This is a genomic window from Thauera terpenica 58Eu (assembly GCF_000443165.1).
GTDB classification, from domain to species: domain Bacteria; phylum Pseudomonadota; class Gammaproteobacteria; order Burkholderiales; family Rhodocyclaceae; genus Thauera; species Thauera terpenica.
Genome location: NZ_ATJV01000002.1, coordinates 105,202 through 129,173, shown reverse-complemented (window position 1 = coordinate 129,173; position 23,972 = coordinate 105,202). Strand labels below are relative to the sequence as shown.

Genomic DNA, 23,972 nt, shown 5'->3' with positions numbered 1-23,972 from the left:
GGCCCTCCTGCCCTGGAATCTCAAGGCCGAGCATCTGATCACGGCCTAGCGAATCCGGGAAGAATGGGGTTTGTGGAGCGCTTACGGAACAAGTACGATTTTGCCCAGATGCTCGCATGGAGCGAGGCCGGCCCACCGGCCGACAAGTTGGAGTTCTACGAAAACAATCGAAATCTCTTCTACGTGGCTTGCTCTCGGCCGAAGGTTCGCCTAGCGCTGCTCTTCACACAGCTTCTTAGCCCAGATGCCATGACCAGGCTGACGACTTGGTTCGGTGCCGAAAACGTCATCGCGCTGCCCGCGCAACCTGATTAGGGCTGGGCATGATCGCGATACCACGATAGCGCGGTGAGGATGCCGAAGTTGGCGTCGTGCTGCGAGCAGGCGAGGGTAACGCGGTTGTTTGGATATCTCTCTCCTCCTAGCCAAAGCGATATGTGCGTCCCGGTTCAAAGCGGACGAGGCGTTAGGAAGGGGCACCATCCTCCCAGCGGACGGCCCGCAGAAAGTCATCCCGACTGAGGGCACAGAGAGCGAACTCGCCACGCCGCAGGGGCGCTCCCAGGCGAGCGGCCACCCCAGGGCTGGCAAGGTAGAAGATGTAAGGGCCAGCATTGAAGAAGACGTGGGCGGTAGCGCGCTTCCACTTCTCGATGAATTGCTTATTCGGGCCCATCCAGCGCATGACGGTGAACTCCTTGCCGTCGAGGTTGGTGACGCGCGAACTGAAATCGAGCGACATGCTGAAATAGGTCCCCAGAAACGAGCTTTCGCTGTGGATGTGGATCAACCAGAACATCCGATGCCCGCGCCGATAGAAGGCCTCTCGCGCGCTTCGCTCGTCCTCGCTGATTGAGGAGTGCTGCAGCTCGAGCACGGTCGCGCGCGGGCTGCCGCTGCCGACCAAGACGTCGGCGCGGTGCAGCTCTCCCGTCGCCGGGTCGCGCAGAGCGATCTCTCGACAGGACATGTCGAAGAATTCTTTCCAGCCGAGGTGCCAGGGTCCCTCCGACTCGCTCCAGGGATCGCAGTCGCCTGCCTTGTGCCGCCAGTGGGGCGTGTTCTCGACAGGAATGACGGCGGTGAGCAGTCCACCGCAGTCGCGGCAGGTCGTCCGTTCTCCCTTCGCGGAGGGTGCGCGCTTATGGTCGCCGACCCAGGCATAGAGCATGTCTACGGTTCCGCTTTAAGCATCAGCGGTCGGCCAGCGCAACTTTCCGCGGCCGACGCGCAAGGCTTCCACGAGCCTTGTATCGCCGGGCAGGCGGCCCGAGAAAAGGCTGGGTTTGGGATCTACCGCCGGCTTCTTGAAGGCAGCGACCCGCTGGTAGTCGGGGGTTGCCAGCCAGGTCCGTCCATCCCCCTCGTTGGTGACGATCCGGTACAGGCCAGCGGGCGGAGCGGCCTCGATGTCGAGCAGGCGCTTGTAGCGTTGGACGGACCACTTCTGGATGCCACCGCTGAGAGCCTCGGTTCGGAAGCGTGCCCATAGTGCAGAGGTGTCGGGCGTCGGCCAGTCGCCGGCGTCCGTGTAAGCCGTGATTTCATCGGATTCGAGCCAAGCCCGCATCTCCGCCGGGGTGACGAAGACTGGCTCGGCGTCCTCGATGGCGGCCATGGCCGCGCGCCGTGACGGCAGGCCAGCGCGGATCAGCATCGCCATCATGAATCGCGGGACGCCGGTTTCGACCGCCGCCGACGCGCCGCCCGCCACCGTCTCCGGCGACCAGCCAAGAGACATGCGGCGGGTGCGGACGGCTTCGAGAGCCCAGACCAAGCGATAGGTGAAGGCTTCCTCGACCGCTCGCATGTTCTGCGATCCGATCCTGGAGACCTCCTCGCCGGACACCCAACTGTGCAGGATGGCTTTCCAATTCGTCGGCAGCGCGTTCGCCTTGTCGGAGATGAAGGGGCGCATGAACAGCAGGCGTTCGCCGAGACCACCGAGTGTGTCGACGAGCGCGTCAATGTCGCCGCTCAGCGCTGCTTGGTCTGCCCGGTCGATCAATTCGGCTAACTCGTCGGCCATGGCGTCGATGGCGAGGCCTGCTTCGAGCCCGACGCCCATAGCGAAATGCCCGCGCCGGGCCTCCGCCGTGGTGGCTTTCCAGATGAGGTCAGCGCGCGCTTCGAATACCTTCTTGTGCAAGGGGGCGACGTCGTCGTCCTCGCGGGCAATCTGGCGGGCCCAGAGTGATCCCTTGAGCGCCTCGTCCAGAAGCTTGGGTAGATCGGCGCGGTCGGCGTCCAGCGCTTCGATCAGGCCGAACACGATCGCGTCGAGGCGTTCGACGAGTTGAGACAGCGGCTCCTCGTCTATGGATTCTTCCTCGTCGTCCGTGTCTTCGTCATCGGCATCGGCATCGGCGTCGTATTCCACGGCACCAGCCAGCCGCTCGGCTACCTCGGCTTCCTCGTCGAGTGATCTCCAGGCCTCGCGGGCGTTGGCGAGATATTCCCAGGCGTCGTCGCGATCCAGCACGCCCTCGCGTGACAGGCGCTCAAGGATCTCGGCAACGATCTGGATGAGGCCGCTCTTCAGAGTTCGGGCCTTTGCGGAGGCAACCAGACCGCGCCATTCGCTCTTTCGCCAGTTGACCCGATCGAACATGACATGGACGATCAGCCCTTCGACGTCGACGAAGGCGCGCCCGGCGCGGCCCGCCACGTTCGCAAACTCTTCGCCTTTTATCTTCTCGCCCGCGCGATACAGCGCGGGCACTAGCAGGACGGCTGCGTTGAGGTTGAGGCCCTGCGAGAGCGTCGGCGATGCGACGATCACCTTCACGACTCCTTCGGACAGAAGGACTTCCAGTTCACGCAGGAACGGGCTCGGAAGCCGGCCATGGTGAATGGCGACGCCCACCTTCAAGCTGGCCACGGCGGGATGATCCTCGCCCAGCCATTCCTTGCCGACCTCTAGGGCACGGGCGATCGGCGCCTCGTTATCTATCAGCGAGTCAAGATAGCCACGCTTGCAGAGGTCCACGACCTGTTTTCCGTAGCTTTCGACCCAGTTCGCCTGGGTGGAGAAGATCAAGGTGCGCTTGCCCTGGCTTGCGAACTCCCACGCCGCGAACAAAGCTAGGTGCGAGTTCTTGCGCGGATAAGGCTTCTTCTCCCGCCCGAGTGGGGGTTTTTCCACGACGAACTTGTCAAGGAAGGGACCATCGTCATCGAGGTCAAGCCGCAGCAGTGCATCTTTGCCGCGCCAGGTGAGTGCCCCGAAACGTTGGCGCGTGGGACGCCAGTCGGAACGCACCGGCTCACCCGGTTCGTCGGAACGAATCCAGGCGGTGAGGTCGTCAAGTTCGTCTCCGCTCGGCAGGATCGCGGAAAGACAGACGATCCGGCGTTCGACCGCGTCCGTGCGCCGAAGCAAGCGCTGCACGAGCGTCTCGTAGCGGATTTCGCGCTCGCTCGGACCGATCATGTGGCCCTCGTCGAGGACGATCAGGCCAACATCGTCGATCAGCGACGGGTCGCTTCTCAACGCGAAGTCGAGTTTTTCAGGCGTCGCAATGATGATCTCACGAGTGCGCAGGGCATCTTCATCACCGGCCGAAAGGCCGCTGGCACCATAAAGCGAGGAGACGCCGAACCCGAGGGGTGCGAACGTCTTCCTGAAGGACCGTTCGGTTTGAGCCGACAAGGCGCGCAGCGGAGTGACAATCATCACCCGGCGGTCGGTGGACAGGGTCATCAATGCGGCGATCTCTGCCACCCGCGTCTTGCCCGCGCTGGTCGGCAGGGCAACGACCAGGTCGTCCGAAACGTCCGTGGAGCGCTGGGCCGCTTCGCGCTGCGAGGGCCATAGCTCCACCTCCGAGGTCTTGCGGGCGTAGAGCGAGGAGATGAACAGCCGCCGGAGGTCGGGGTACTTTTCCTCTGCACCCTCGGGCGGCTCAGTCGGCAGATTCTGATGGAGCGAGTGCTGCCACAGATCGTCGATCAGATGGCGGCAAAGGTTCGAAATCCACCACAGAGGGACGTTCTCAGCGTTGTCGGCCAGGCTGACGGCGGTGTCGAGCATGTCCCGCGCGGATTCGATCGGCTCGACCTCGCCCGTCTCCAGCGCGAAGTCAAAAAACGCCAGGGCCCGGCAGATCGTTGTGTTGAGGATGGTCGACAGCGCCTCGTCGACGTCAGGGTCTTGGCCCCGCAGCGCTTCGGCGATCTGCTCATCGCCGTGAGCCTCGTCGTCCAACCATTCGCGAACGAAGCCGCGCAGCTGGTCGAGATCGCGCAGTATCAGGTGTCGGATCGCCGTCTCGCCCGGCGAGGTGTTGAGGTCTTCCGCCGTCTCGTTGAAAAGCGAATAGGCAACGGCCGAAAAGCCGGCCAGATGGTAGGCCGCGGCAGCGATGGTGCGGCGGAACCCGCGATCGGGCGCGTCAGGGTCACCATTGCGCACCAGGGCTTCGAAGGCGTTGGCGGCTCGCTCGAAGGCCTTGCCCGTCAGGTCCGAAGCTCCATCCTGAGCGCGTAAGGCCATCGCCCCTCGAAGCACAGCGAAGCCGTGCTCGGCAAGATCGGTTTCGATGGTTGCGCCAAGCGGCGGCGCGTTTTGCGGTAGCACGCCCTCTTCGCGCATCAACGACCAAGCCGCGCCGCGATAGAGGAGGCGCCCGAGGATGCCGTCAGCGGTGGCGGTCGCCAGGAAGGCGGTCAACTCGTCAGTCGTCTCCAAGGTCTTCCGCCTCCAAGAACATGGCTGCGATGAAGTCTTGGTGGTCTTCGACGTGGATATTCACGACGTAATGATCCCGGTTGGCCCCAGTGGCGTCGAGATCCTCTTTCAGCGAGGCGTGTGGGCCGTTGCCGGAAACGGTGAAGAGCATGTGGTCGATGCGATCGGCGCTCAACGACTTCAAGCCGACCTCGTCGCGCAGGCTGCGCCCCAATTCGTTGTCGGCAGGGGTGTTGCTCTCCAGCAGCCGGTTGGCGACGAACAGCAGGGAATCGGGCGTGCAACGGCCGCTGTCGCGGTTAAGTACCTTGCGGGCGCTCGTGACGGTGGTCCTGCCGAGTGCCTTATTGCTCTTGGCTTCGCCTTTCAGGAGCCAAAGCTTTTCGCCGGCCGCATCGTATCCGGCGCCGATGAAGTCGTCACCGCGCATGGCCATGTTGCGGCCGTCCTTGTAGCGGAGGCGGCGCACGGGGACGCGAAGGCCGATTTCTTCCTCGACCAGTTCGGTTGCGAGGATTTCGCCGAGGTCGCCGGATCGACCCTTGGGCGTTTGAGGCATTGCGGTGCTGAGGATTTCACTAGCCACCTCGAATCCGAGTCGCTTCACATCCTCGGCGATGCGTTCGAGGCGATCGTAGTGCGAGCGGATGGTTTCGGCGAGGTCGTCGCTGATCTCGTCGCGGCCGCCATCCTTCTCGACATAGGTCCAATAGTGCTTGCGCTTGTCTTTTTCTTTGGTGGACTCGCACCACCTCTCATACAGTCCCACGGCGCTCCCCCGATCAGTCAGCCCGATGCCGATACGGTCATGGCTCGCTGGCGAGCGCACCGTGACGACTTCGATTACCCAGTATGCGCGCCTCGCGCAGTTTCGGACATTATCGCGAGTTCGATGGTTACCTGCGTCCGAGTGGTCCAGCCATGATCACTGACGGGTATCGGTCATCTACTACCTGTGGCTTACCTTGGTCGGTGAGGAATTTGCCCAGCCAGTTGACCGGCTTTCGATGCACTGGATCTCGTCAGTTGATGAGATCGGCAGTTCCACGGAGCGCTCCAAGTTTATGTATGTCTTCCTGGGGTAGACATCGATGGCGCGGCGGGCCCGTGAAGTAGTCGAAGAGGCGGCCCCCGGTGCATTACGGTCGATTTTCGGGGGGGGGTGAAGATGTCGTTCTGGTCAGGGCGCCCGCCAAGCAGATTGGGGGAGGGGGAGCGAGTCGCGATTGCCCCTATCGGCTCGTGTCTTGCGTTGAAGCGGGCACCGACGGGATCAACGCCGCATCGCAGGTGCGCCAAGACGGCAAGCTCAAGTTGATAGCATCGCCACGGAAGGGCTGCAGTTAGATCACGTGTTCGGTATGATTTGCGACGATTGACTATGAGGTCGAAAAAGTCGCTTCCCCGCAAGTCGCTCCATCTCCCGCGCCAGCAAAAGATCTGCGCTTCTGACGGTAAAAGCGACGGTATAGACCCATGTTGATCACAGCCAAGTCCTTTAACCACGCGGGTTTGGGTGGCCTGTTGATGATGGAGTGGGAGTGATCGGGCGTCTGGCACGGCCAGACACCTGAAAGCGTGAAAAACCCTAAGCCCGCGTAATTGCGGGCTTTTTATTTTGGTGCGCCCGGCATCGGTGCGCTCCTGCGGGTGTAAGTCCTGCCGTAAGTTGATCACAGCGCACACAGTTACGGCTTTCGGTCGGGGCGTCGTGCGCGCGACGCGGTGCTCGATGTACAGCCGCGTCGCAAAGCCAAGCTACCAGCCGAGTTGAGCGCCAAGAAAGACAGGCCGAACCAGCGCAAGGGGCGTGGTCAGTAGCGCTTGATCTGCTTGAATGCAGTTCGTATAATTGACTTCACCGCAATCAATAGGAGGTTGCAGACATGAGAGCAGTAACGATCAGGAATGTGCCGGAAGAGGTGCATCGAGCCATCCGGGTCAGGGCGGCGCAGAACGGCCGTACATTGCAAGCCGAGATGTGCGACATACTGGCTACCGCCGTGAAACCGGAAGGCCGGGTAAAGCTGGGTGACTTGCTGGCAAGCATCGGGCGCAAGGTGAAATTGACCGACGAAGAAATGGCGGTTTTTGAGCGTGACCATTCACCCGCCCGCGCAGCGAGTTTTGAATGATTTTGCTGGATACAAACGTCATATCGGAGCAGTTTCGAGCCGTATCCAGTGAGGCGGTGATTGACTGGTTGAATCGTCAGCCCTTGGAAACGCTTTATCTGGCCTCTATGACCGTGGCCGAACTGCGGGCCGGTGTTGCCCTGATGCCTGCAGGCAAGCGCCGTACAGTGCTTGGTAACAGCATCGAACACCAAGTGTTGCCGGCATTTGTGGGCCGAGTATTGTCGTTTGATGTGGCTTGCACACGCGCCTATGCCGATGTGCTGGCAAGCGCCCGCAAGGCTGGCAGCGGCATTGAGGCGGCTGATGCCGTCATAGCGGCGATTGCCCTGGATAACGGTTTCAGCGTGGCTACACGGGACGTAAGCCCGTTCCTGGCGGCCGGCGTAAAAGTCATCAACCCTTGGGAAGATCAAGAGTAAAGCTGTCATTCGTGCAGGTTTGCACGGCACACGGCAGCGTCGATGCCTACCTGGGCATGTTCCAGGACGTGGCCTGTTACCGTGATTCGCCAAGCTTCTCGGCCGCCGGGTGCTCGGATACCGAGCGTGCCGCGATGAGGCGAAACCGCAGGCTCGCGAGCGCGAGTCAGAAGAAGGCCAAGGACGCCCTGTTCAAGGGTCTGGAACAACTGAGGTGATGAGGGCTTTCTTCGCCCATCGTCTGGCTGAGGCGCAGACATCACGGGAGGCGGTGCTTGGAGTGGGGGCCCCTCAGTGTCCCAGATCGTCGAGCAGCACGTCGGCGAGCCCTTCCTCGTCGATCGCCAGGCGTGCGGCGAGCATCGCGTCGGCGAGGGTGTCGTCCCATAGCGCGCTGACAGCGGCTTCATCGAGGGTGCGGCCGGGACGCGGTGCGCTGATGACGGCGGCGCGGTAGTCGGCGCTCGAGAAGCGCCATGGGTGGGCGCCGTGCTCACGGATCACCTGATTGCCGATGCGCAGGCCCGGCCAGTCGAAGTCGCCGTGATAATGCAGCCTTGCTCCGGCGGCACGCAGCTGCGTGAGCAGGACGCGCTGGGCGGCGGCCGGCATGCCGTCGGTGCACACCAGCGGTGCACAGCGCGGCCCCAGCTGATCGGCGGCGATCGCGAGCAGGTTCGGGTTCTCGCAGACGAAGACCGGGCGGCCCGTGACGGCCCAGACCGGCGGTGATCGCACCAGGCTGCGCAGCGAGAAATAGGTCGGTTCGCCTGCTGCGGTGCCGGTCGGCCCGGGGAGGTTGAGGGCGAGCGCGGGCCGTGTCAGCTCATTGACCAGGACGCCGGCCGCAGCCCACAGGTCCCGTGCCCTGTCGGCGTCATCGTCGGGCGCGGCCCCATGGCGCAAGGCCGACAGGACCAGGGTGGCGACCGCCTTGCCGCTGTCGAGCGCGTGTGCATCACCGAGCGTGGCAACGGCCAGCTGCGCGCGCGCAATCCCCGCTGCGGGCAGCCGCCGCAATACCTGATTGGCGTCGAGGAGCAGGCGCTCGCCGGCCTCGGGCTGGCTGGCACACAAGCGCTTCAAAAGCCCGAGTCCGACCGATGTCTGCAGCACCGCAGCAAGGGCAGGGTGTGCGCAGCCCTCGACCAGCTGCTGCCATTGCACGCGAACCTGCAGGCGCTGGGCGGTGGTGTCGATGATCGGTCCGTCGAGTTGCTCGAGCGCATCACGCAGGGAAGAGGCGAGACCCGCCCGGGTGAGGGCGGCGTCGATCTCCGCGACCTTGATCTGCATCGACCGCACAGGGCGTGCGGGTCGGCCGCAGAGCGCCGCGAGGGCGGCATGCTCGGCTTCGCTCAGCGCGCCCAGACGCAGGACCTCGGCCGGCACGCCGCGCTCATAGCGCTGGCGTAGGCGCTTGCGCAGCGCCGCGAGGGTTTCGCCTCCGAGCAGCCGTTCAAGGCGGGGGTCCATCAGCGCGCGCGCCGGGCCGCCCCAGGGGAGGCCTGCGCCCCCTCGTGGTGCAGCGAATCAAGCGGGCCGGATGGTGGTTCAGCCTCAGGCGGAAAGCGTCGATCCGGGTCGTCCGCATGCAGGCGCGCGCGGCCATCCCAAGTCCAGCGTGACACATGCACCGCGTCGATGCCCTCGCGCCGCTGCAGCTGGCAGATCGCCACGCCGGGCAGCTCGGCATAGCAGGCCCATTCACGCTCGCTGGTGATGACGAAATCGAGGTCGAACTCGCGGATCAGGCCCATGCAATGCGCGCGGGCGGCGTCGTCGATGCCGGCAAAGGCTTCGTCGAGCAGCACCAGGCGGGGCGCAAAGGCGTAGCTGGCCTGGCTGTAGAAGCTCGACACGGCGGCGAAGAGCGGCACCGTCAGGCCGAGCGCGCGTTCGCCGCTCGAGGCCGGGCCGGAGAGCGGACGCCACTGCCCATCCTGCCAACGCTGGACGCGGAAGCGATGCCAGCGCCGGTAGTCGAGCGCCTGCGCGAGCTGCTCGAGCAGACTGCCGCCGAGCGCATCGGTCTTCAGGCGTTCGGCGGCGATGCGCTGGTGCAGCATCTCGCCGACCACCCGCCGGTCCGCGGCCGACCACAGGTCGGTGCTGGTATTGAGCAGGCGTTTGCGCGCGGCCTCCAGGCCCACCGGTGCGCCTTCGCCGCCCTCGGGCAGCGCTTGCCACAAGAGGCGGAACTTGACTCCGGTGGACGTCGGGCGCTTGTGCAGCTCCTTGTTGATCGCATCGATCTGGCGCTCGGCTGCCTGCAGCAGGCGCTGGATCTCGGCCGCGGTCTCGGCCTGGAGGTGGTTTTCGAGCAGGGTGCGCTCGCGCGCCGTCAACAGCTCACGGCGCTGGGCGATCTCGGCGGCCAGCCGGGCGCTGAGCTGGTCGGGGCGCTCCGCACGGTTCTGGTAGATGACGCTGACCACCATGCCGTAGTCACTGGTGTCGGCCTGGGCCTGCTGGCCGAGCGCGGTCAGCGCCCGCCCGAGCTCGCCATAGTCGTGGGAGATCTGGCTCTGGATGCGCGTCCACGCGTCGTCGTCGTCCACCACCTGTGCCAACGCCTGCTCGGTGCGGCGGGCGAGCGTGAGCGCCGGCTCTATCGTCCACGGTGCACGCAGATCGGGCAACTCGGCCGCGGGCAGCGCGGCAGACAGCAAGCCGGTGGCGGCAAAGCCTTGCAGCTGGGCGATGGCGCGTTGGCGGGTGTCGGCGCGTTCCTGCAGAGTGGTATCGGCGTCGGACACTTTCTGTTCGCCGCGGGCGCGGGCTTCGCCGGCCGTGCGCAGGGCTTCGCCTTCGGTCTTGGCCTGGCGTTCGCCGTCGCTCACCGCAGCGCGCGCCTCGCGCAGCCGCGCTTGCAGCTCCTCGACGCGGGCGCCGATCGATTCGCGCAAGGTGGTGAGCCGCACCTGGGTCTCCTCGGCCTGTCGGTGGCGCTCGGCAAGCTGCTCGGCGCGCTGGCGCGCGTCGGCCTCGGCTTCGTGTGTCCGCTCTTGCTGGCGGGCGAGTTCGCTCACCGCCAGGCGCAGTGCGTGCACCACCTGGAAGAGACCGTGCACGGTCTCGCCGAAGTGCAGCAGCGCGGTGCCGACAGCTTCCAGCGCTGCGGACTGGGTGGGCAGGTGCAGGTCGGCGGCGTCGGCTGCCAGCGCATCGCGGCGGCTTTGCAGGGCAGCGCTGGCTGCGTGCAGCTGGCGCTGGGCTTCTTCGAGCCGGCTGCGCGCAGCCTGGAACTCGCGCTCCCCAGCCGCGGCGTCAGCGTGGGCGGCGCGCAGGTTCTCGTCGGTGGGGGCGTCCTGCCATTCGGCGGCCGCTCGCGTCTGCTGCCGTACGAGCTCGGCCAGCGCCTGGTCGATGCGGTGTGCAGCCTCGGCGATCTCGCCCAGGCGAAGCTCGATCTCCGCGCGCCGCCGCGCACGTGCGGCGGCGCGGGCGGCGAAGCCGATGTAGCTGGCCTGTGGCTTGTGCCAGCGCCCGGCCAGGGCGCCGAGGCGAAAGCGGCCGTCGGGTGCAATCCAGCCTTCGGCCTGGCCGTCGTCGTGGGTGGAGCAGGCGAGGCCTTCGAGCAGGCGTGTCAGCTGCGCGGCGTCGATGCCGGGCCTTGTCGCCGCCGCGGATGGGGTGAGCCACGCGGCGAGCGAGGCCTCATGGGCCTGGCGCTCCAGCCACTGGGTGTCGTGCACGGGCGCTGCGCTGTCGGCCCCCAGCAGGCGACCATCGGGGGTGACCCAGGCGTCGAGGAGCCCGGCGGCCTCAAGCGCGGCTTCAAGGCCGGCACGCTGGGCGGTGTCGACATGCTCGCGAAAATCGACCAGCTGCCACAGCGGCGCACCGGCCAAGTGCCTGCGCGCCTCGGCGCCGCGGGTATAAGGTGGCGGCGGGCTGGCGTCTTCGCCCTGCGTGAGGCGCTCGTGCTCGGCGCTCAGCGTCGCCTGCTCGTCGTGCAGGGCTTGCCGTGCAGCGAGGTGTCCGGCGCGCTGCTGTGCCAGATCGTCGGCGGTGCGCTGCTGGGCTGACGACAAGGCGGCACGGGCGGGGTTGTCACCTTGCAGGTTGGCGACCCACGCGGCCAGCGCGGGCAGCGGCGCCTCATTCACCTGCAGCACCTGCAGGTTCGTGAAGTGTTCCTGCCAGGCCTCGACCACGCGGCTGCCTTCGGACTCCACTGCAGCATCGGCTACATTGCGGCGGGCAGCGGCCGCTTCGGTTTCGTCCTGTCGCTCGTCACGGGTCTGTTGCCGGCTTGCGTGGACGGCCTCGGCCTGGGCCACCTCGCTGACACGGCGCTGTACCAGGGCGAGCTGTTCGCGTCGAATAACCGTTGCCTGGCGCAGCTCATTGCGGGCCGTGTCGAGGGGCTGCTCGCCGAGTGTCGCCAGTGCGGCGGCCGGGAGCACCGCCAGCGGACTGCTTCTCCACGGCTCGGCCGTGCCGCTGGCCAGTGCCGCCGCGGTGAGGTCCTCGCGGGCGCTGATGAGCGCCTGTTCGGCCTGTGTCTGGCGCGTGCCCCGTTCCGCGAGCGCTTGTTGCTCGCGCTCGAGGCGAGCGAGTGCCTCGGCATTCATTCGCGTCGCATCGGCGCGGTCGGCTGCGCGCGATTCGGCGTCGCGTTCGGCCTGATTCAGGCGATTCGCGTCCTTCATCGCCGGGTCGGACTGCAGCTGCTCGAGCCGGGTGCGGGCGGCGAACAAGGCGGCGTCCACCGCCTCGAGGCGGGCCTGCGCCTGTGCCTCGGCCTGCTGCGCGGCCTGCCAGGCGCTGCGGGCCTCGTTGAGGCTGCGGCTGGCGGAGTCATGGCCGCTCTGTGCGCTGCGCAGGGCGCGGGCCTGTCGGCGCGCGTTGATCGCGGCGTAACGCTGGTAGCGCTGGGTGAACTGGCCGACGGCCTTCGCCAGTGCTTCGTAATCCTGCAATTCGCGGCGGTATTCCTCGAGCTGGTTGAGTGCGTCGGCGACGTCGGTCAGCAACTCGGCCGACAGTGGCGGCAGCGCCTCGGTCAGCGCGTCGGAGAGTTTGCCTTCATCGGGCTTTCTGGACAGTTGTGGCTGGCGCAATTGGACCAGGGTATCCATCAGGGCCGCATAACGCACGGCGCCGAGCTGGAACAGGCGCTCGTCGACCGCGCGCCGGTATGCGGTGGCGGTGTCGAACACCTGGCCGTGATCGTGCAATGCTTCCTTCAGGCGTTCGCGGGTGAGTACGCTGCGTGCCGGGCTGGTGAGCCATAGGTCTTCGCCGATGCGTTGCCTTTCGAGCACGAAGAACCACGCAACAACCTGGGTCCGCGCCGCCACCGCGGACAGCCCGCAGCCGAGGGTCAGGTAGTCGGGCTCGCCATCGTCGGTGATGCGACCGAGCTCGATCCATGCATAGCCGATGCGGCGGTCGAGCTTGCCGAGCAGCAGGTTCCAGGCCATTTTCTTGCCGGCGTCGCCATCGGGTTCGATCCGTGATGGCTTGAGTTGGGCATCGAACAGGAAGGGCAGGGTCAGTGACAGCACCTTGGATTTGCCTGTGCCATTGTTGCCGCGCAGCAGCAGGTGGCCATCGTGGAACCAGAACTCCTCGCTGTCGTAGTGGAACAGCTCGACGAGGCCGATGCGCAGGGGTTGCCAGCGCGCCAGCGTGGGCTGCGGGAGGGCAGGAAGCGCGTCGGTCCTCGCCTGGGCGGACGGGCTTGCGAACAGGGAGTCCAGAGTATTCAAGGTCGAGGTCTCAGTCGAAGAGGGTTCCGGTGGCGGCCGGTGGCGCCGGCCTGAGCTCGGCCTCGCCAACGGCGAAACGTGCCAGCGCTGGCAAGGGGCGCACTTCGGCACCGTTGCGTTCGAGCAGCTGAAGACGCTGCAGGCGTTCGAGCGCGGTTGCCGCCAGTTCGTGTTCCGCGCCTGGCTCGCGCGCGGATTTGCGCCAGAACTTGCCGAAACCTTGGCGCGCGCTAGCGATGAATGCAGCAACCTCGTCGGTGCTCGCGTAGCCATCCTTAGGCGCGGCGTGCGGTGTTCCCGGTCCGGAGCGATCGCCCGAGCCGCGCGAAGATCGACTGGAGAGGAACTCGGCCACGAGCAGGGTGACATGCGCTTCGGTACCCTCGGCCGGCATCGCCACGTCGGTCAGTTCACCGTCCTCGTCGGCCAGCGCCAGGCCCTCGGCGCGTTGTTCGGCGACCAGCCCGGTGGCGTCGCACAGCCGGGAGGCCATCGTGCCGCGCTGGTTCATGAAATAGGCGCGCTGGTCGACGTCGAGGCGGTCGAGGTAGATCACCGGGTCGTCGAGCAGGCGGCGCGCGAGGTGGTGGCGCAGCGCCGTGCGCCGGCCCTCGTCGCTGTCCGGCACCGGCTCCACCACCAGCGCCGCGAGCCGTGCCTCGAGCGTGGCCGGGGCTTCGTCCGCCGGCCAGGTGGACGGGCCGCGCGATGCCGCGAGCACGCCGGCGAGTACCCGCCGGTGCACGTCGTAGAGCGCGTCATGGAGACTGTCCGGGCCGCCGTGGCCACCGTGTATGAAACTCTCCTCATCACCGGCCACGCGATTGAGGACGCCAAGCTCGAGCAGGGTGCGGCATACCGCGACCAGCTCCCGCCGTTCGTGCTGTGCCTGCAGGGTGAAGCTGAAGCCGAGGGCTGCCAGCGCGGGGTCTGCGGCGAGGACGAGCAAGCGGTCGCCGAGCACGCGCAGGGTGATCTGCGGGTCTGCGCGCTCCAGGACCGCGCAGGCCAGGCATAGCAACACGTAGCGGCGGCGCTCGTAGCCGGGCAGCCCGCGGCTGGCGTCGCGCACATCGGCCGGGCGCTTGTACAGGCGCGCCGCATCGCGTTCGATATGCAGAGGCCAGCCGGCCTCGCGGACGAACCATTCGCGCAAGGCCTCGGCGTGGCGACGCACGGCGGCGAACTCTGCGTGCGCCGGCGTCATCAGCGGCCTCATCAGCAGGGCGCGCAGCGCGGCGGTGAACTCCTCGCGTTGATGAAGGGCCTGCTGCTGGCCGATTGTGGTGCTGTCGCTTGTCATCAGGGGGCTTGGGTGGCGGTGATCGTGATGAGGTGGTCGCGACCGGCAAAGACGCCGGCATCGGTGCTCACTTCAGCGCGTGTGTGCGCCTCCAGCGGCTCCAGGCGGATGTGCAGCAGGCCGTCGCCGGTCTGGCGCTCAACCACGCCTTCGGGCGAGGACTGCGCGCTCAGCGCCTCGCCGAGCAGTGACAGGAACAGCGCGAAGGCGTGCGGGTCGAGCTGCCCGATCTCCGACAGGCGCGTCGTTCGGCCGCTGGCCAGGCGTGCGCGCGCGGCTTCGACCTGCAGATGCTCCTCACGCAACTGGCGCGCGAGCAGGGCGCGCTCCTCGTTGCGCTCGCGCACCTTGGGCAAGGGCCCGCGCGGAGCGGCTTCGCCGTACTCGCGCAGGCGCGGATGGATGCGCAGCGGCGGCGCCTCGGCCCACGGCGTGGTGGCCGGAAGCTCATTGTCGGCGTCGGGGTTGAGCGAGAAATGGCGTGCCGGATTGAGGGCGAAGGCGGCGCGTCCCAGACGGTGGGCATCGTCGTCGCTGCCGCAGGTCGCGAACCAGCCAGCGAGCACGCGGAAGTCAGCCGAGCGGTCGCTACGCCCGCTGCGCCGCTCATTGAGCGCCGCGACTGCGGCCAGCAGCTGCGGAATCGCCGCGCGTGCCTTCGAGCGCAGGACCTCGGCCTGTGGCGGTTCATGATGGGTGCTGACGAACCAGCCGCGCAGGCCACCCCAGCGTTCGCGCCAGGCCTGCTGGCGCTGGGCGAGCGCGTCAGCCTGCGCTTGCTGGTCGCCGGGCGCCGCGTCGCGCGCCTCGCGCTGCGCGGCCGCCCACAGCAGTGGATCGATGCGCGGATGCAGCAGGGAAATGTGCTGCGCGATCGCACCGGAGCGCCCGACGAAGTCGCCGATGAAGCGCTCGAGGTAGTTGATCAGGCGTTGCTTGTAGGCCAGCACCGCGCTCGCATCGGCTTGCTGCAGCTCAATGCTGCGTGCCATGCCGGCCATGAAGGCCTGGGCGTTGTCGGCGAGGCTCTCGAACACGCGCACCAGATCGCGCAGGGTTTCGTGCAGCTTGGCCGCGTCCAGCGTCGGCGCGTCGGCCAGCGCGAGCAAGGTCTTGAGCCGGCTCGCGATGTCTTCGAGCGCCACGGTCTGCAGCTCGGCCCGCCGACCGAGCGCTTGGGCGAAGGCGGCAAGCGCCGTCTCGACGGCCTCACCACCATGGGACAGGCGATAGAGGAAGCGGGCGCGGTAAAAATCGCTGATGCTGGCGACGCGCGCGGTGTCGGGTTGTGCCTCGAGGTTGCCCCACTCGGCGAGCTGGGCGAGCGCGACCTGGACCTCCTCGAGCCTGGGCAGGCCATCGGTCCAGTGCGCTTCGGCCAGCACCTCGTCGGGGCGCATGTGAAGCCTGAACTGACGCTTTGCCGCGGCGAAACTCGCCATGATGCTGCGGTAGATGCCGGCCTTGTCCGCGCTGACGTGTCGGAACAGGTCGGCCGATGTGTCCGTAAATGGCATGGCTTGGGTTCTGAGGGGGTCTGCGTCCGATGTTGGCAACAATGCGAGCGCTTGTCGAGCGCCTGCATTTGCACTTCGGGACTATTATCTTCAAGGGAGTTGTGATCACAGTAGGCCAGCGCCAGCATCCTCAAGAACCGGCGTGTCGTTTTCAACATCAAAGGAAACGACTATCGCTTGATCGTGACCATCGTTTGCAGGCTGCAGGCCGTCTACGTGAAATTCGTCGTTACCCACAAAGGATACGACGAGGTGGACGCAGAAACCGTCTGGATCTGGAGCCGTTCATCGGCAGGAGCAAGCGCGTCTACGAAGTCCTGAACCACAAGCGCCCTCTGACACTTGGCATGATCCGTAGATTGCACCACGATCTGGGCATTCCGGCTGAGATTCTGATTGCGGTGAGCGTTGCGGACTGACTTGATGTTGCTGGCGAGCGATGACCATGAAATCGCCGCTGATCGTTCACTTGCTCTGCAATTCAGTCACATGCCATGCCGCGCTGTCGCGCTCACGCATGGACCCAACCGATGCCTTCGACACATGGAGAACGCGATGCCTCAGGACAAGATGACGATCTTCCTCAGCTGGTCGGGCAAGTCCAGCCAGGCGGCGGCGCAGGCGATTGGCCACGCCATCGACAGTGTGTTCAACGACGCCCAGCCGTGGATATCCAGCAAGGACATTCAGCTTGGGCAGGAATGGTTCACCGAACTGCGCTCCGCGCTGGAGAGCACGCGTTTGGCGATTGTGTGCCTGACCCAGCGCAACGCCGCCTCGCCGTGGGTGATGTTCGAGGCGGGTGCGGTGGCCGGCAAACTGCCGGGGCTCAAATTGGTGGCGGTGCAGCTCGAGGGTGACGTCACTGACCTGGTCGATCCGATGGCGCGCTTCAACAGCACCCGCTTCGACCGTGAGGGCATGCAGCGCCTGTTCGAATCGATCAACCTCAGCCTGGGCTCGCCGATGAAGCCGCTGGGCTTGAAAGGCTCGTTCGATGCGGTGTGGCCAGAGCTGGAGGCCGCGGTAAAAGCGGCGGTGCGCAGCGATCCGTCCTACGACGTGTTCCTTTCCGTGCCGATGGCGGCCTTCGAAACCGATGTGCAGTACAAGGCCTTTCGCGCTGACGCGATGAAGGTGGTCAGCGCGCTGCGCGACAGCTGTGACCTGCGCGTGTACTGCGCGCTCGAGAACATCGCGTCGATGGATGACTTTGACAGCTATGGCGCAAGTGCAAAAACCGACCTCAAGGCCTTGCACGACAGCACGAACTTCGTGCTGATCTACCCGCAGCGCCTGGTCAGCAGCGCCTTGTTCGAGGCGGGTTACGCGCTGGCGCGGGGTATGCCTTGTCGCTTCATGGTGCATAAGGCCAGCGACCTGCCATTTCTGATGCGCAAGCTGCCCGAGGTGTTTACCCACGTCTCGATCAGTGACGCCGACGAATGGACGACTTACGACGAGTTGGCCAGATTGCTGGTCAAGGACGCAACACATTTGTTCGGCACCCGCCACCGCGCGCGCATGGAAAAATGAGGCCATGTCAGCAAGCGAAGTTTTTGATGCCAACGCCGCGCGCTATGACCAATGGTTTGAGCGTCATCACATCGCCTATCTCTCTGAACTGCTTGCGCTGCGAGCGTTCGTGCCCTGCGGCGGGCGCGGTCTCGAGATCGGCGTAGGCGGGGGGCGCTTCGCCGCGCCGCTAGGCATTGCCACTGGATTGGATCCAGCGCCGGCGATGCTTGCGTTCGCTGCCGCGCGCGGGGTGGCGGCGGTGCGTGGGTATGCCGAGGCGCTGCCGTTTGCAGCGCACAGCTTTGACCATGCGCTCGTGGTCACCACGCTGTGCTTTGTGGATTCACCGTCGCGCCTGCTCGCCGAGGCGCGCCGGGTGTTGCGTCCGGGAGGGCGCCTGGTGATCGGCTTCATCGATCGTGCCAGCCCACTCGGGCGTGACTACCTTGCCCGCAGTGCCGAGAGCACCTTCTATCGGGACGCAAAGTTTCACAGTGCGGAGGAGGTCGGCGTCCTGCTCGAAAGCGCCGGCTTCACCATCGAGGCCTGGGCGCAGACCCTGATTTGCGCTGAGCCCGCGGTGATCGAGCCCGTGCGTCCCGGCTACGGCGAGGGCAGCTTCGTGGTCGTGGCGGCGCGCGCCTAGGCAGCGCGGACCCAGCCGTCGTGTTTGATGTCGGCCTTTCAGGCCAGCGCGGTGTCCAGCACCATCATCAGCACGAAGCCGACCAACAGGCCTGCGGTGGCGTAGGCTTCGTGGCCCTGGCGGTGGGACTCGGGGATGATCTCGTGGCTGACCACGAACAGCATGGCGCCCGCAGCAAAGCCCAGGCCCCAGGGCAGCAGCGGCGCCGACCAGACCACGACTGCGGCGCCGAATACCGCGGCGATGGGTTCGATCAGCCCCGAGGCCATGCCCAGCAGGACCGAAAAGGCCCGGCTGTAGCCCGCAGACAGCAAGGCGACGGCCACGACCAGGCCCTCGGGAATATCCTGTATCGCAATGCCGATGGCCAGCGCCGTGCCGCGCGCGACATCATTGCCGGCATAACCGACACCGATGGCCAGGCCCTCGGGCAGGTTGTGCAGGGCGATGGCGAAAACGAACAGCCAGGTGCGGCGCAGGCGCTGAACCTCGACGCCTTCGCGGCCCTTGATGAAATGCTCGTGTGGCAGTACCCGATCGACCGCCAGCAATGCGGCCCCGCCCAGCAAGATGGCAGTGGCCATGATCGCGCCTGCGGCCCACGGGCCGTGGCCCTCCTGCGCCGCGGCGTCTAGCCCTGGAATGGTCAGCGAAAAGGCGGTCGCGGCCAGCATGATGCCCGCGCCAAAGCCATACATCGAATCCTGTACGCGCGCCGACAGCGTGCGCATGGTCAGGATGGGGAGCGTGCCCGCTGCGGTCGCTGCTGCCGCCATCAGCCCACCCGCCAGCGCCAGCGCCAGCGTCGGCGCATGGGCGTCAAAATACGCCCAGAGCCGATACACCCCCAGACAGACCAGTAGGCCCGCCAGGCTGGCGAGAAAGGCGAATCGGCTGCGAAGTCTGAGTGGAAAAGCGTCCATGGCCTTGAGCAACACGGTTCCGTGATGGAAGGTTGGCAAAGCCTTAAGGCCTTGGCCGAGATTGCCACGATACACGAGCGCGCGCAGGAGAAGTATCGCTAAGGTATGGCTTAACAGGCTTCCATTAGACACCCAAAGCGAAGCGAGCATCGCGGACACGATTCATCGACGAGTACAGTGAGACCGTCGCGCAGGTATCCGCCCTTGCTTGGCAGCTGTGGTGTGCGGCTGCGCTCAGACCAGTCCGAAGCGGTCCGCCACGCGCGCCGCCGGGATCGCCAGATGGCGAATCTTGAATTCGAACAGACGCGGAAAGCGCACGCTGGCCGGGCGCTCGACAGGCATGAGCAGATCCTGCGGGCGTTCGGCGGCGATGGCGTGGGCCAGGTTCATGCCCAGCAAGGGGCCCATGACGTTGCCCCAGGTGCCCAGGTTCATCAGCGCCATGACACCGTCGGCCACCTCATAGAGCTTGGCGAAGTCGTTGTGATAGACGTGGGATGAACTGGCCGTGACCCCGGTCCAGTAGGACTCGAGCTCAATGGCGGCGCCCCGGGTCTGGGGAAAGGTGCGGTGCAGATAGCGCAGGAAATAGGCGAAATACGTTTGCGCCGCATCGGCCCGACCGGGGTAGGGAATGGTGGCGGTGATCATGCGCTTGCGGCCGTCGATGACGATCGGGAAAAGGCCGGCGGGGTACTGGGTGAGCGCCACGCGGGCGGGGTTGACCGTGTCGAGCACCGCCTGCGGCAAGGGTTTGGTCGCCATGGCGCAGGCCACCAGGGGATAGCGGGTGCGCGCCAGTTCGGGGAAAAACGCGTTGCCGGTGTGGCCGTTGGTGCAGATGATGACCTTCTGGGCGCGAACGCTGCCGCGGGGGGTCGTGACGATCCATCCCTGGCCACGCTTGTCGCAGCTCAGGGCGGGCGAGTCGCCGAAGACACGGGCACCCAGGCCCGCAGCCGCACTAGTCAGGCCATGGGTGAACAGGTAGGGGTTGACCTGCCCACCTTCGCGCCAATGCAAGCCGTAGCTGTAAGCGTCGGTGCCGAGCATTTCGCGCAGGCGGTCCGCGCCGATGACATCGACCTCGTAGCCGAGCTTTTGCCAGCGTGCCGCCTTGGTTTCCAGCGCACCTTGCTTCTTGTACGCGGCTTCGACCATGCCTGATTTCACCGCGTCGCCGTCGATGCCGTGCCTGGCGCACAAGTCGAACACGATATTGCGGTTTTCAATGAAGAAGTCGATGAAGGGCTGTCCCTGGCCGGGCCAGGACTGCAGCGGCTCGAGCGCGTCGAGAAAGGGTTGTACATGGCCGGCGTTGCGTCCGGATGCGCCGTCGCCGGGCTGTGCGGCTTCCACCACCACCACCGAGATGCCGCGTTCGGCCAGATGCAGGGCGACGGAAGAGCCCGCCAGACCTGCGCCGATGACGACGACGTCGGCTTCGATGTCCTGTTCCAGGGCGGGGTAGCTGGCGGTGAGGGTGGCTGGCGGCCATGCGCTGCAATGGATGGGCACGGTGCCGCTCTCGAATTCGGCGCGGGTGGCGGTGCAGGAATTGGAGGCGGTCATCGGAGGGGCGGGAAAATTCATCAGCAAGGCCTTTGACGCGTGTGCAAGTGATTCGGACACAGCCCTTTCTTGCTGCGCATTTACCTCGGGAATGGTAGGGATGCGCTGCGCGCCGCTCTAGTACCAGCTGGTACTTTGTGCATGCCTGCTGCTGCCTTTCAGGTTTGGCGCTTGAGCCGGAGGCCGGAGGCTAGCGCAGGAAGGCGATGCTGCGCAGCGTCAGGCGAATCAGGTCGGCCTGGCCGGCGATGCCCATCTTGCCGTAGATTTTTTTCGAGTAATTACGCGCGGCAATTTCGGCGATGCCCATCTCCTGCGCCGCCTCCGCAAGGGTGTTGCCGTAGGCCAGCAGCAGGGCCAGGGTGGCTTCCTGGCGGGTCAGGTTGAAGAGCTGGGCGATTCGGCTCACCGAGTGCCCCTGGCTGGGACGCAGGGCTTCGAGGCTGGCGCTCAGGTCCGACAGGTGCACCACCACACAGGGCGATTGCCCACCGCGGTAATAGCGCAGCAGCGGCGCGGGATAGACCAACAGCCCCACCAGCCGGTCGTGGCTGTCGCCCACCCGGATCAGATTTCCGCCCTGGCTGGCGTCTGTCTGCCAGCGTGCCGAGATGACCGCCGCAATGGCGTCGTTGAGGGCGAGCTGGGCGGCGCGGTCGCTCAACACCAGACGTTGCTTGTTCACCGCGATGCCAGGTCGCTGCTCGATGATGGACGCCGCCACGCGATTGACCAGGATCACCTCGCCCTGATCGTTGAGCAGCACGCAGCCCAGGCCAAAGTGCTCCGCCATGCTCTCGTAGATGGCTTTCTCGGTCTCCTGGCGCTTGAGCTGGGCGTACAGCCCGAGCGCGCGGCTCAGGTGCGGGGTCAGCGCGTGCATGAGGGCGAGATCGGCCTCGGTGAACAGGGGCTCCGCATGCTTGTGGCTGCGGATCACGTCCACCCAGCAGCGGATGCCGCTGGGTTCTGCGACGCACATACGCAAGGTCTGTGACAAGCCGATCTGCTCGAAAATGGCGTGTTTCTTCAAGTCGGTCGTGGAGCGATCGACCAGGCTCACCTGTCCCGGCTCCATGAGGTCAGGGCGCAGGGGGTCGTCCATCATGAGCTCGGCACGATAAGTGGCTTCCACCGCAGCCCAGTCGATCTCGTCTCCGGGTACGCGCGCCATCACGTAAATGTCGCTGCCCTCATCGTCGGCATGATGCAAGGTGACAATCACGTTGCGCGCGTCCAGCGCCAGGCGCAGCGCCTCGACAAAGGCTTGCCAGGGAACCGCCTCGGAGGCGCCCTCGTAGACGTGGCCGATCAGGCTGGAAAAGCGGCCGTTCACCGGCACTGGATCAGAACCTGAATCGTGCGCGATCCAGCTCCAGTCGTCCGTGTCCTGCGCGCCGGCGCGCGGCGTGGAAAACTCAGGTCCTGCATGATGGCTTCCTTTGCGGGGGGCGTCGCGCAAACTCGCGCGGACGCGGGCTGCTTGCCCCATTGTCGGCGATTGGTACCAGTTGGCACTAGAGCGCTGTCGCGGTGTTTCGCTACGATAGATTTTCCTTCTTTGTCTATCAAGTCGTCCGCCAATGACTTCTGTCACCAGACCATGATGACCAACTCCAGCACTTCCAACACGCGCCAGGCCTGGATTCTGGTCGTCGGTCTGGGTGTGGTGATGGCGATCAGCTTCGGAATCAGCTTCAACGCCTTCAGCATCTTCACCCTACCCATCGTAGACGCATTCGGCGCCAGCCTTGAACAAGCGGCGCGCATTGCCACCGTGTTCATGATCACCATGACGCTGACCATGCCTGCAGCGGGCTGGTTGCTCGATCATGCCCCTCCGCGTCCGGTGATGACGCTGGGCGCAGTGGTGACTGCGCTGGGCTATGTGCTGGCGGCCCACAGTGACAGCCTGACCCTGTTCACCGCGGCCATCGGTCTTGCTGGCGTAGGCGTGGGTGCATCGACCTATGTCCCGGCCTTCACCCTGGTGACGCGCTGGATGTCGCCGCGGCGCCAGGGCCTGGCCTTTGGTGTCCTGCTCGCGGTGACGGCGATCGGGGGCATCTTCTTTCCGATCCTGCTGACGCGGATGATTGCCGCTTTCGGCTTGCGCGACACCTTGCAAGTCTGTGCCGCGATGGTGTTCTTCATCTGCCTGCCCTTGTTGCTGTGGCTGGTGCGCCTGCCGCCGCCCGGCTTGCACGCCGCCGAGCAGGCCGCGGCCGATGCCGGCACCCAGGGCGGGATCGGCAAGGCCTTGTGCATGCCACGCTACTGGCTGTGGGTCGGCATGTTCCTGCTCATCACGCTGAGCAGTCTGAGCATCCTGATGGGGCTCGTGCCCTACCTCGTGTCGGTGGGCTACACCGCGGACGCGGCAGCGCTCATCTACGGCACCCTCGCCGCGGCGGCCATTGTCGGCAGCCTGCTGTTCGGTGCGCTCAGCACACGCTGGGGGGCAGGGCGCACGCTGGTGCTGGGGGTCATCCTCGCCAGCCTGGGCATGGCTTGCCTGCTGGTCGCTCCCCATCCCAGCTTCGGCGTGCTCGCCCTCGTGCTGTTCGTGCTGATCGGCGGGACGACCTTCAATCTGGTCAATCAGTTTTCGCCGACGCTGCTGATGGAGCTCATCGGCCAGCGCAACTTCGGCAGCCTGCTGGGCATAGGTAACCTCATCTCCGGTCTGGGCGCGGCCATGGGTCCCACCCTCTTCGGCTACCTCGTCGACTCCACCAGGAGCTATGTCCTGCCACTGTCACTGAGCGCGGCAATGATGGCGCTTGCGCTGCTGCCGCTGATCATGTTGTTGCGCTCGCCACGGCTGCCGCGCGCAGCGCTAGTCGTTCCATCCTGAGCGCGTGTTCGCACGTGAGCTCCACCCTGTTCCATCCAGCGCATGGCGCTCCGACAAACCCCAATGAGATGAACACCATGTCAATCCAGAAGATCAACCCGCCCACCCTGCTCAAGTTCGATGGCCTTGCCCAGGTCGTGGTGGCCGCAGGCGGGGGCTCGACCGTCTATATCGCCGGCCAGTCGGCCTACACCAACACCTTCGAGCTCGTCGGTGCCGGCGACTATCGCGCCCAGGCGACGCAGGCGCTGCACAACCTCAGGACTGCGGTGGAAGCCGCCGGTGGCACGGTCGAGAACATCGTCAGCAGCACTGTCTACATCAAGGGCTTGAACGGTCAGGCCAGCGAGCAGGTCATGGCCGCGATGGCAACCGCGATCGACGGCAAGCCCTTTCCCGCGCACGCCTTCTCCATGATCGGGGTCGAGGCCCTCTCCGGGCCGGAGCTGCTGGTCGAGATCTCCGCGATCGCCGTGCTGCAGGCTTGAACCGAGGCGTGCTCAGCCACTTGTGGCCAGGCGCGGTGATTTTGGGTGACTCGAACCTCTCCCCTTTGGCTGGCTGTGGCAGCTGAGCACGATTGAGTACTGCTGAATTCAGGTTCTCCCTTTTTGGCCCGGCTTCCCTCCGGGCCTCTTTTTTTACTGGGATGTATTCCTGGCGGCG

General features: G+C 65.8%; 18 protein-coding genes and 1 pseudogene. 9 read left to right on the top strand and 10 right to left on the bottom strand.

Features of this window, described 5'->3' with window-relative positions; genetic code table 11:
* Window positions 1-315: pseudogene (locus M622_RS40405) on the top strand (hypothetical protein); the annotation flags it as partial.
* A 151-nt stretch (window positions 316-466) separates the two neighbouring features.
* Here M622_RS40405 and M622_RS22835 read toward each other — a convergent pair.
* Genes M622_RS22835 through M622_RS22825 form a run of 3 tightly spaced genes read right to left on the bottom strand, consistent with a single transcriptional unit; the run spans window position 467 to window position 5,459 of the window.
* A complete protein-coding gene (locus M622_RS22835; protein ID WP_021247882.1) occupies window positions 467-1,171 on the bottom strand; it encodes a competence protein CoiA in 705 nt (234 codons plus the stop codon).
* Between the two features lie 15 nt (window positions 1,172-1,186).
* Window positions 1,187-4,690 carry a DEAD/DEAH box helicase gene (locus tag M622_RS22830; RefSeq protein ID WP_021247881.1) on the bottom strand — a complete coding sequence of 1,168 codons (3,504 nt, stop codon included), beginning with the start codon at window positions 4,688-4,690 and terminating at the stop codon, window positions 1,187-1,189.
* Entirely contained in the window at window positions 4,677-5,459 is a 783-nt protein-coding gene (locus tag M622_RS22825; RefSeq protein WP_021247880.1) for a HamA C-terminal domain-containing protein, read from the bottom strand. Before M622_RS22825 ends, M622_RS22830 begins: the two co-directional genes overlap by 14 nt.
* 1,117 nt (window positions 5,460-6,576) lie before the next feature.
* Here M622_RS22825 and M622_RS22820 point away from each other — a divergent pair.
* From M622_RS22820 to M622_RS22810, 3 genes are read left to right on the top strand one after another with little or no spacing between them, the layout of a single operon-like run.
* Window positions 6,577-6,825 carry a FitA-like ribbon-helix-helix domain-containing protein gene (locus tag M622_RS22820; protein ID WP_021247879.1) on the top strand — a complete coding sequence of 83 codons (249 nt, stop codon included), beginning with the start codon at window positions 6,577-6,579 and terminating at the stop codon, window positions 6,823-6,825.
* Entirely contained in the window at window positions 6,822-7,247 is a 426-nt protein-coding gene (locus M622_RS22815; RefSeq protein ID WP_021247878.1) for a type II toxin-antitoxin system VapC family toxin, read from the top strand. The genes M622_RS22820 and M622_RS22815 overlap by 4 nt, the downstream gene beginning before the upstream one ends.
* Window positions 7,248-7,258: 11 nt before the next feature.
* Window positions 7,259-7,465, top strand: coding sequence for a TrbJ/VirB5 family protein (locus tag M622_RS22810; RefSeq protein WP_021247877.1), 207 nt, complete (start codon window positions 7,259-7,261; stop codon window positions 7,463-7,465).
* Between the two features lie 73 nt (window positions 7,466-7,538).
* On the opposite strand, the gene M622_RS22805 is transcribed toward M622_RS22810, so the two are convergent.
* The 4 genes from M622_RS22805 to M622_RS22790 are packed head-to-tail and all read right to left on the bottom strand — an operon-like array spanning window position 7,539 to window position 15,787.
* Entirely contained in the window at window positions 7,539-8,723 is a 1,185-nt protein-coding gene (locus M622_RS22805) for a TIGR02679 family protein (RefSeq protein WP_021247876.1), read from the bottom strand.
* On the bottom strand, window positions 8,723-12,967 hold the full coding sequence (locus M622_RS22800; RefSeq protein ID WP_021247875.1) for a TIGR02680 family protein: 4,245 nt from the start codon (window positions 12,965-12,967) through the stop codon (window positions 8,723-8,725). Before M622_RS22800 ends, M622_RS22805 begins: the two co-directional genes overlap by 1 nt.
* A 10-nt stretch (window positions 12,968-12,977) precedes the next feature.
* On the bottom strand, window positions 12,978-14,270 hold the full coding sequence (locus M622_RS22795; RefSeq protein WP_021247874.1) for a TIGR02678 family protein: 1,293 nt from the start codon (window positions 14,268-14,270) through the stop codon (window positions 12,978-12,980).
* Window positions 14,270-15,787: a TIGR02677 family protein gene (locus tag M622_RS22790; RefSeq protein ID WP_021247873.1), complete on the bottom strand. Its 1,518-nt coding sequence runs from the start codon at window positions 15,785-15,787 to the stop codon at window positions 14,270-14,272. The genes M622_RS22795 and M622_RS22790 overlap by 1 nt, the downstream gene beginning before the upstream one ends.
* Before the next feature lie 126 nt (window positions 15,788-15,913).
* On the opposite strand from M622_RS22790, the gene M622_RS40780 reads away from it, so the two are divergent.
* The 3 genes from M622_RS40780 (at window position 15,914) to M622_RS22785 (ending at window position 17,951) form a co-directional block, all read left to right on the top strand.
* Window positions 15,914-16,108, top strand: coding sequence for a type II toxin-antitoxin system HigB family toxin (locus M622_RS40780; protein WP_088178564.1), 195 nt, complete (start codon window positions 15,914-15,916; stop codon window positions 16,106-16,108).
* A 234-nt stretch (window positions 16,109-16,342) separates the two neighbouring features.
* Window positions 16,343-17,323 (top strand): toll/interleukin-1 receptor domain-containing protein, encoded by a 981-nt coding sequence (locus M622_RS39240; protein ID WP_021247872.1) that lies wholly within the window; start codon window positions 16,343-16,345, stop codon window positions 17,321-17,323.
* 4 nt (window positions 17,324-17,327) lie between these two features.
* On the top strand, window positions 17,328-17,951 hold the full coding sequence (locus tag M622_RS22785; protein WP_021247871.1) for a class I SAM-dependent methyltransferase: 624 nt from the start codon (window positions 17,328-17,330) through the stop codon (window positions 17,949-17,951).
* Window positions 17,952-17,989: 38 nt separating this feature from the next.
* Here M622_RS22785 and M622_RS22780 read toward each other — a convergent pair whose 3' ends face one another.
* The 3 genes from M622_RS22780 to M622_RS22770 form a co-directional block, all read right to left on the bottom strand.
* Entirely contained in the window at window positions 17,990-18,874 is an 885-nt protein-coding gene (locus M622_RS22780; protein WP_031346141.1) for a ZIP family metal transporter, read from the bottom strand.
* A gap of 234 nt (window positions 18,875-19,108) precedes the next feature.
* Window positions 19,109-20,470, bottom strand: a complete 1,362-nt coding sequence (locus tag M622_RS22775) for an NAD(P)/FAD-dependent oxidoreductase (protein ID WP_245543026.1) — start codon at window positions 20,468-20,470, stop codon at window positions 19,109-19,111.
* A 169-nt stretch (window positions 20,471-20,639) separates the two neighbouring features.
* Window positions 20,640-21,785 carry a helix-turn-helix transcriptional regulator gene (locus tag M622_RS22770; RefSeq protein ID WP_031346140.1) on the bottom strand — a complete coding sequence of 382 codons (1,146 nt, stop codon included), beginning with the start codon at window positions 21,783-21,785 and terminating at the stop codon, window positions 20,640-20,642.
* 270 nt (window positions 21,786-22,055) lie between these two features.
* On the opposite strand from M622_RS22770, the gene M622_RS22765 reads away from it, so the two are divergent.
* Both M622_RS22765 and M622_RS22760 read left to right on the top strand, forming a co-directional pair.
* Window positions 22,056-23,306 carry an MFS transporter gene (locus M622_RS22765; RefSeq protein WP_245543025.1) on the top strand — a complete coding sequence of 417 codons (1,251 nt, stop codon included), beginning with the start codon at window positions 22,056-22,058 and terminating at the stop codon, window positions 23,304-23,306.
* 77 nt (window positions 23,307-23,383) lie between these two features.
* Window positions 23,384-23,794 carry a RidA family protein gene (locus tag M622_RS22760; RefSeq protein ID WP_031346139.1) on the top strand — a complete coding sequence of 137 codons (411 nt, stop codon included), beginning with the start codon at window positions 23,384-23,386 and terminating at the stop codon, window positions 23,792-23,794.
* The last annotated feature ends 178 nt before the right edge of the window (window positions 23,795-23,972 follow it).

Bases quoted from the DNA above. Each gene is read 5' to 3' on its own strand.
- M622_RS22760 (WP_031346139.1), top strand. From the start codon at position 23,384: ATGTCAATCCAGAAGATCAACCCGCCCACCCTGCTCAAGTTCGATGGC.
- M622_RS22790 (WP_021247873.1), bottom strand. From the start codon at position 15,787: ATGCCATTTACGGACACATCGGCCGACCTGTTCCGACACGTCAGCGCG.
- M622_RS22820 (WP_021247879.1), top strand. From the start codon at position 6,577: ATGAGAGCAGTAACGATCAGGAATGTGCCGGAAGAGGTGCATCGAGCC.
- M622_RS22815 (WP_021247878.1), top strand. From the start codon at position 6,822: ATGATTTTGCTGGATACAAACGTCATATCGGAGCAGTTTCGAGCCGTA.
- M622_RS22835 (WP_021247882.1), bottom strand. From the start codon at position 1,171: ATGCTCTATGCCTGGGTCGGCGACCATAAGCGCGCACCCTCCGCGAAG.
- M622_RS22785 (WP_021247871.1), top strand. From the start codon at position 17,328: ATGTCAGCAAGCGAAGTTTTTGATGCCAACGCCGCGCGCTATGACCAA.
- M622_RS22765 (WP_245543025.1), top strand. From the start codon at position 22,056: ATGACCAACTCCAGCACTTCCAACACGCGCCAGGCCTGGATTCTGGTC.
- M622_RS22805 (WP_021247876.1), bottom strand. From the start codon at position 8,723: ATGGACCCCCGCCTTGAACGGCTGCTCGGAGGCGAAACCCTCGCGGCG.
- M622_RS22795 (WP_021247874.1), bottom strand. From the start codon at position 14,270: ATGACAAGCGACAGCACCACAATCGGCCAGCAGCAGGCCCTTCATCAA.
- M622_RS39240 (WP_021247872.1), top strand. From the start codon at position 16,343: ATGCCTCAGGACAAGATGACGATCTTCCTCAGCTGGTCGGGCAAGTCC.
- M622_RS22775 (WP_245543026.1), bottom strand. From the start codon at position 20,470: ATGAATTTTCCCGCCCCTCCGATGACCGCCTCCAATTCCTGCACCGCC.
- M622_RS22780 (WP_031346141.1), bottom strand. From the start codon at position 18,874: ATGGACGCTTTTCCACTCAGACTTCGCAGCCGATTCGCCTTTCTCGCC.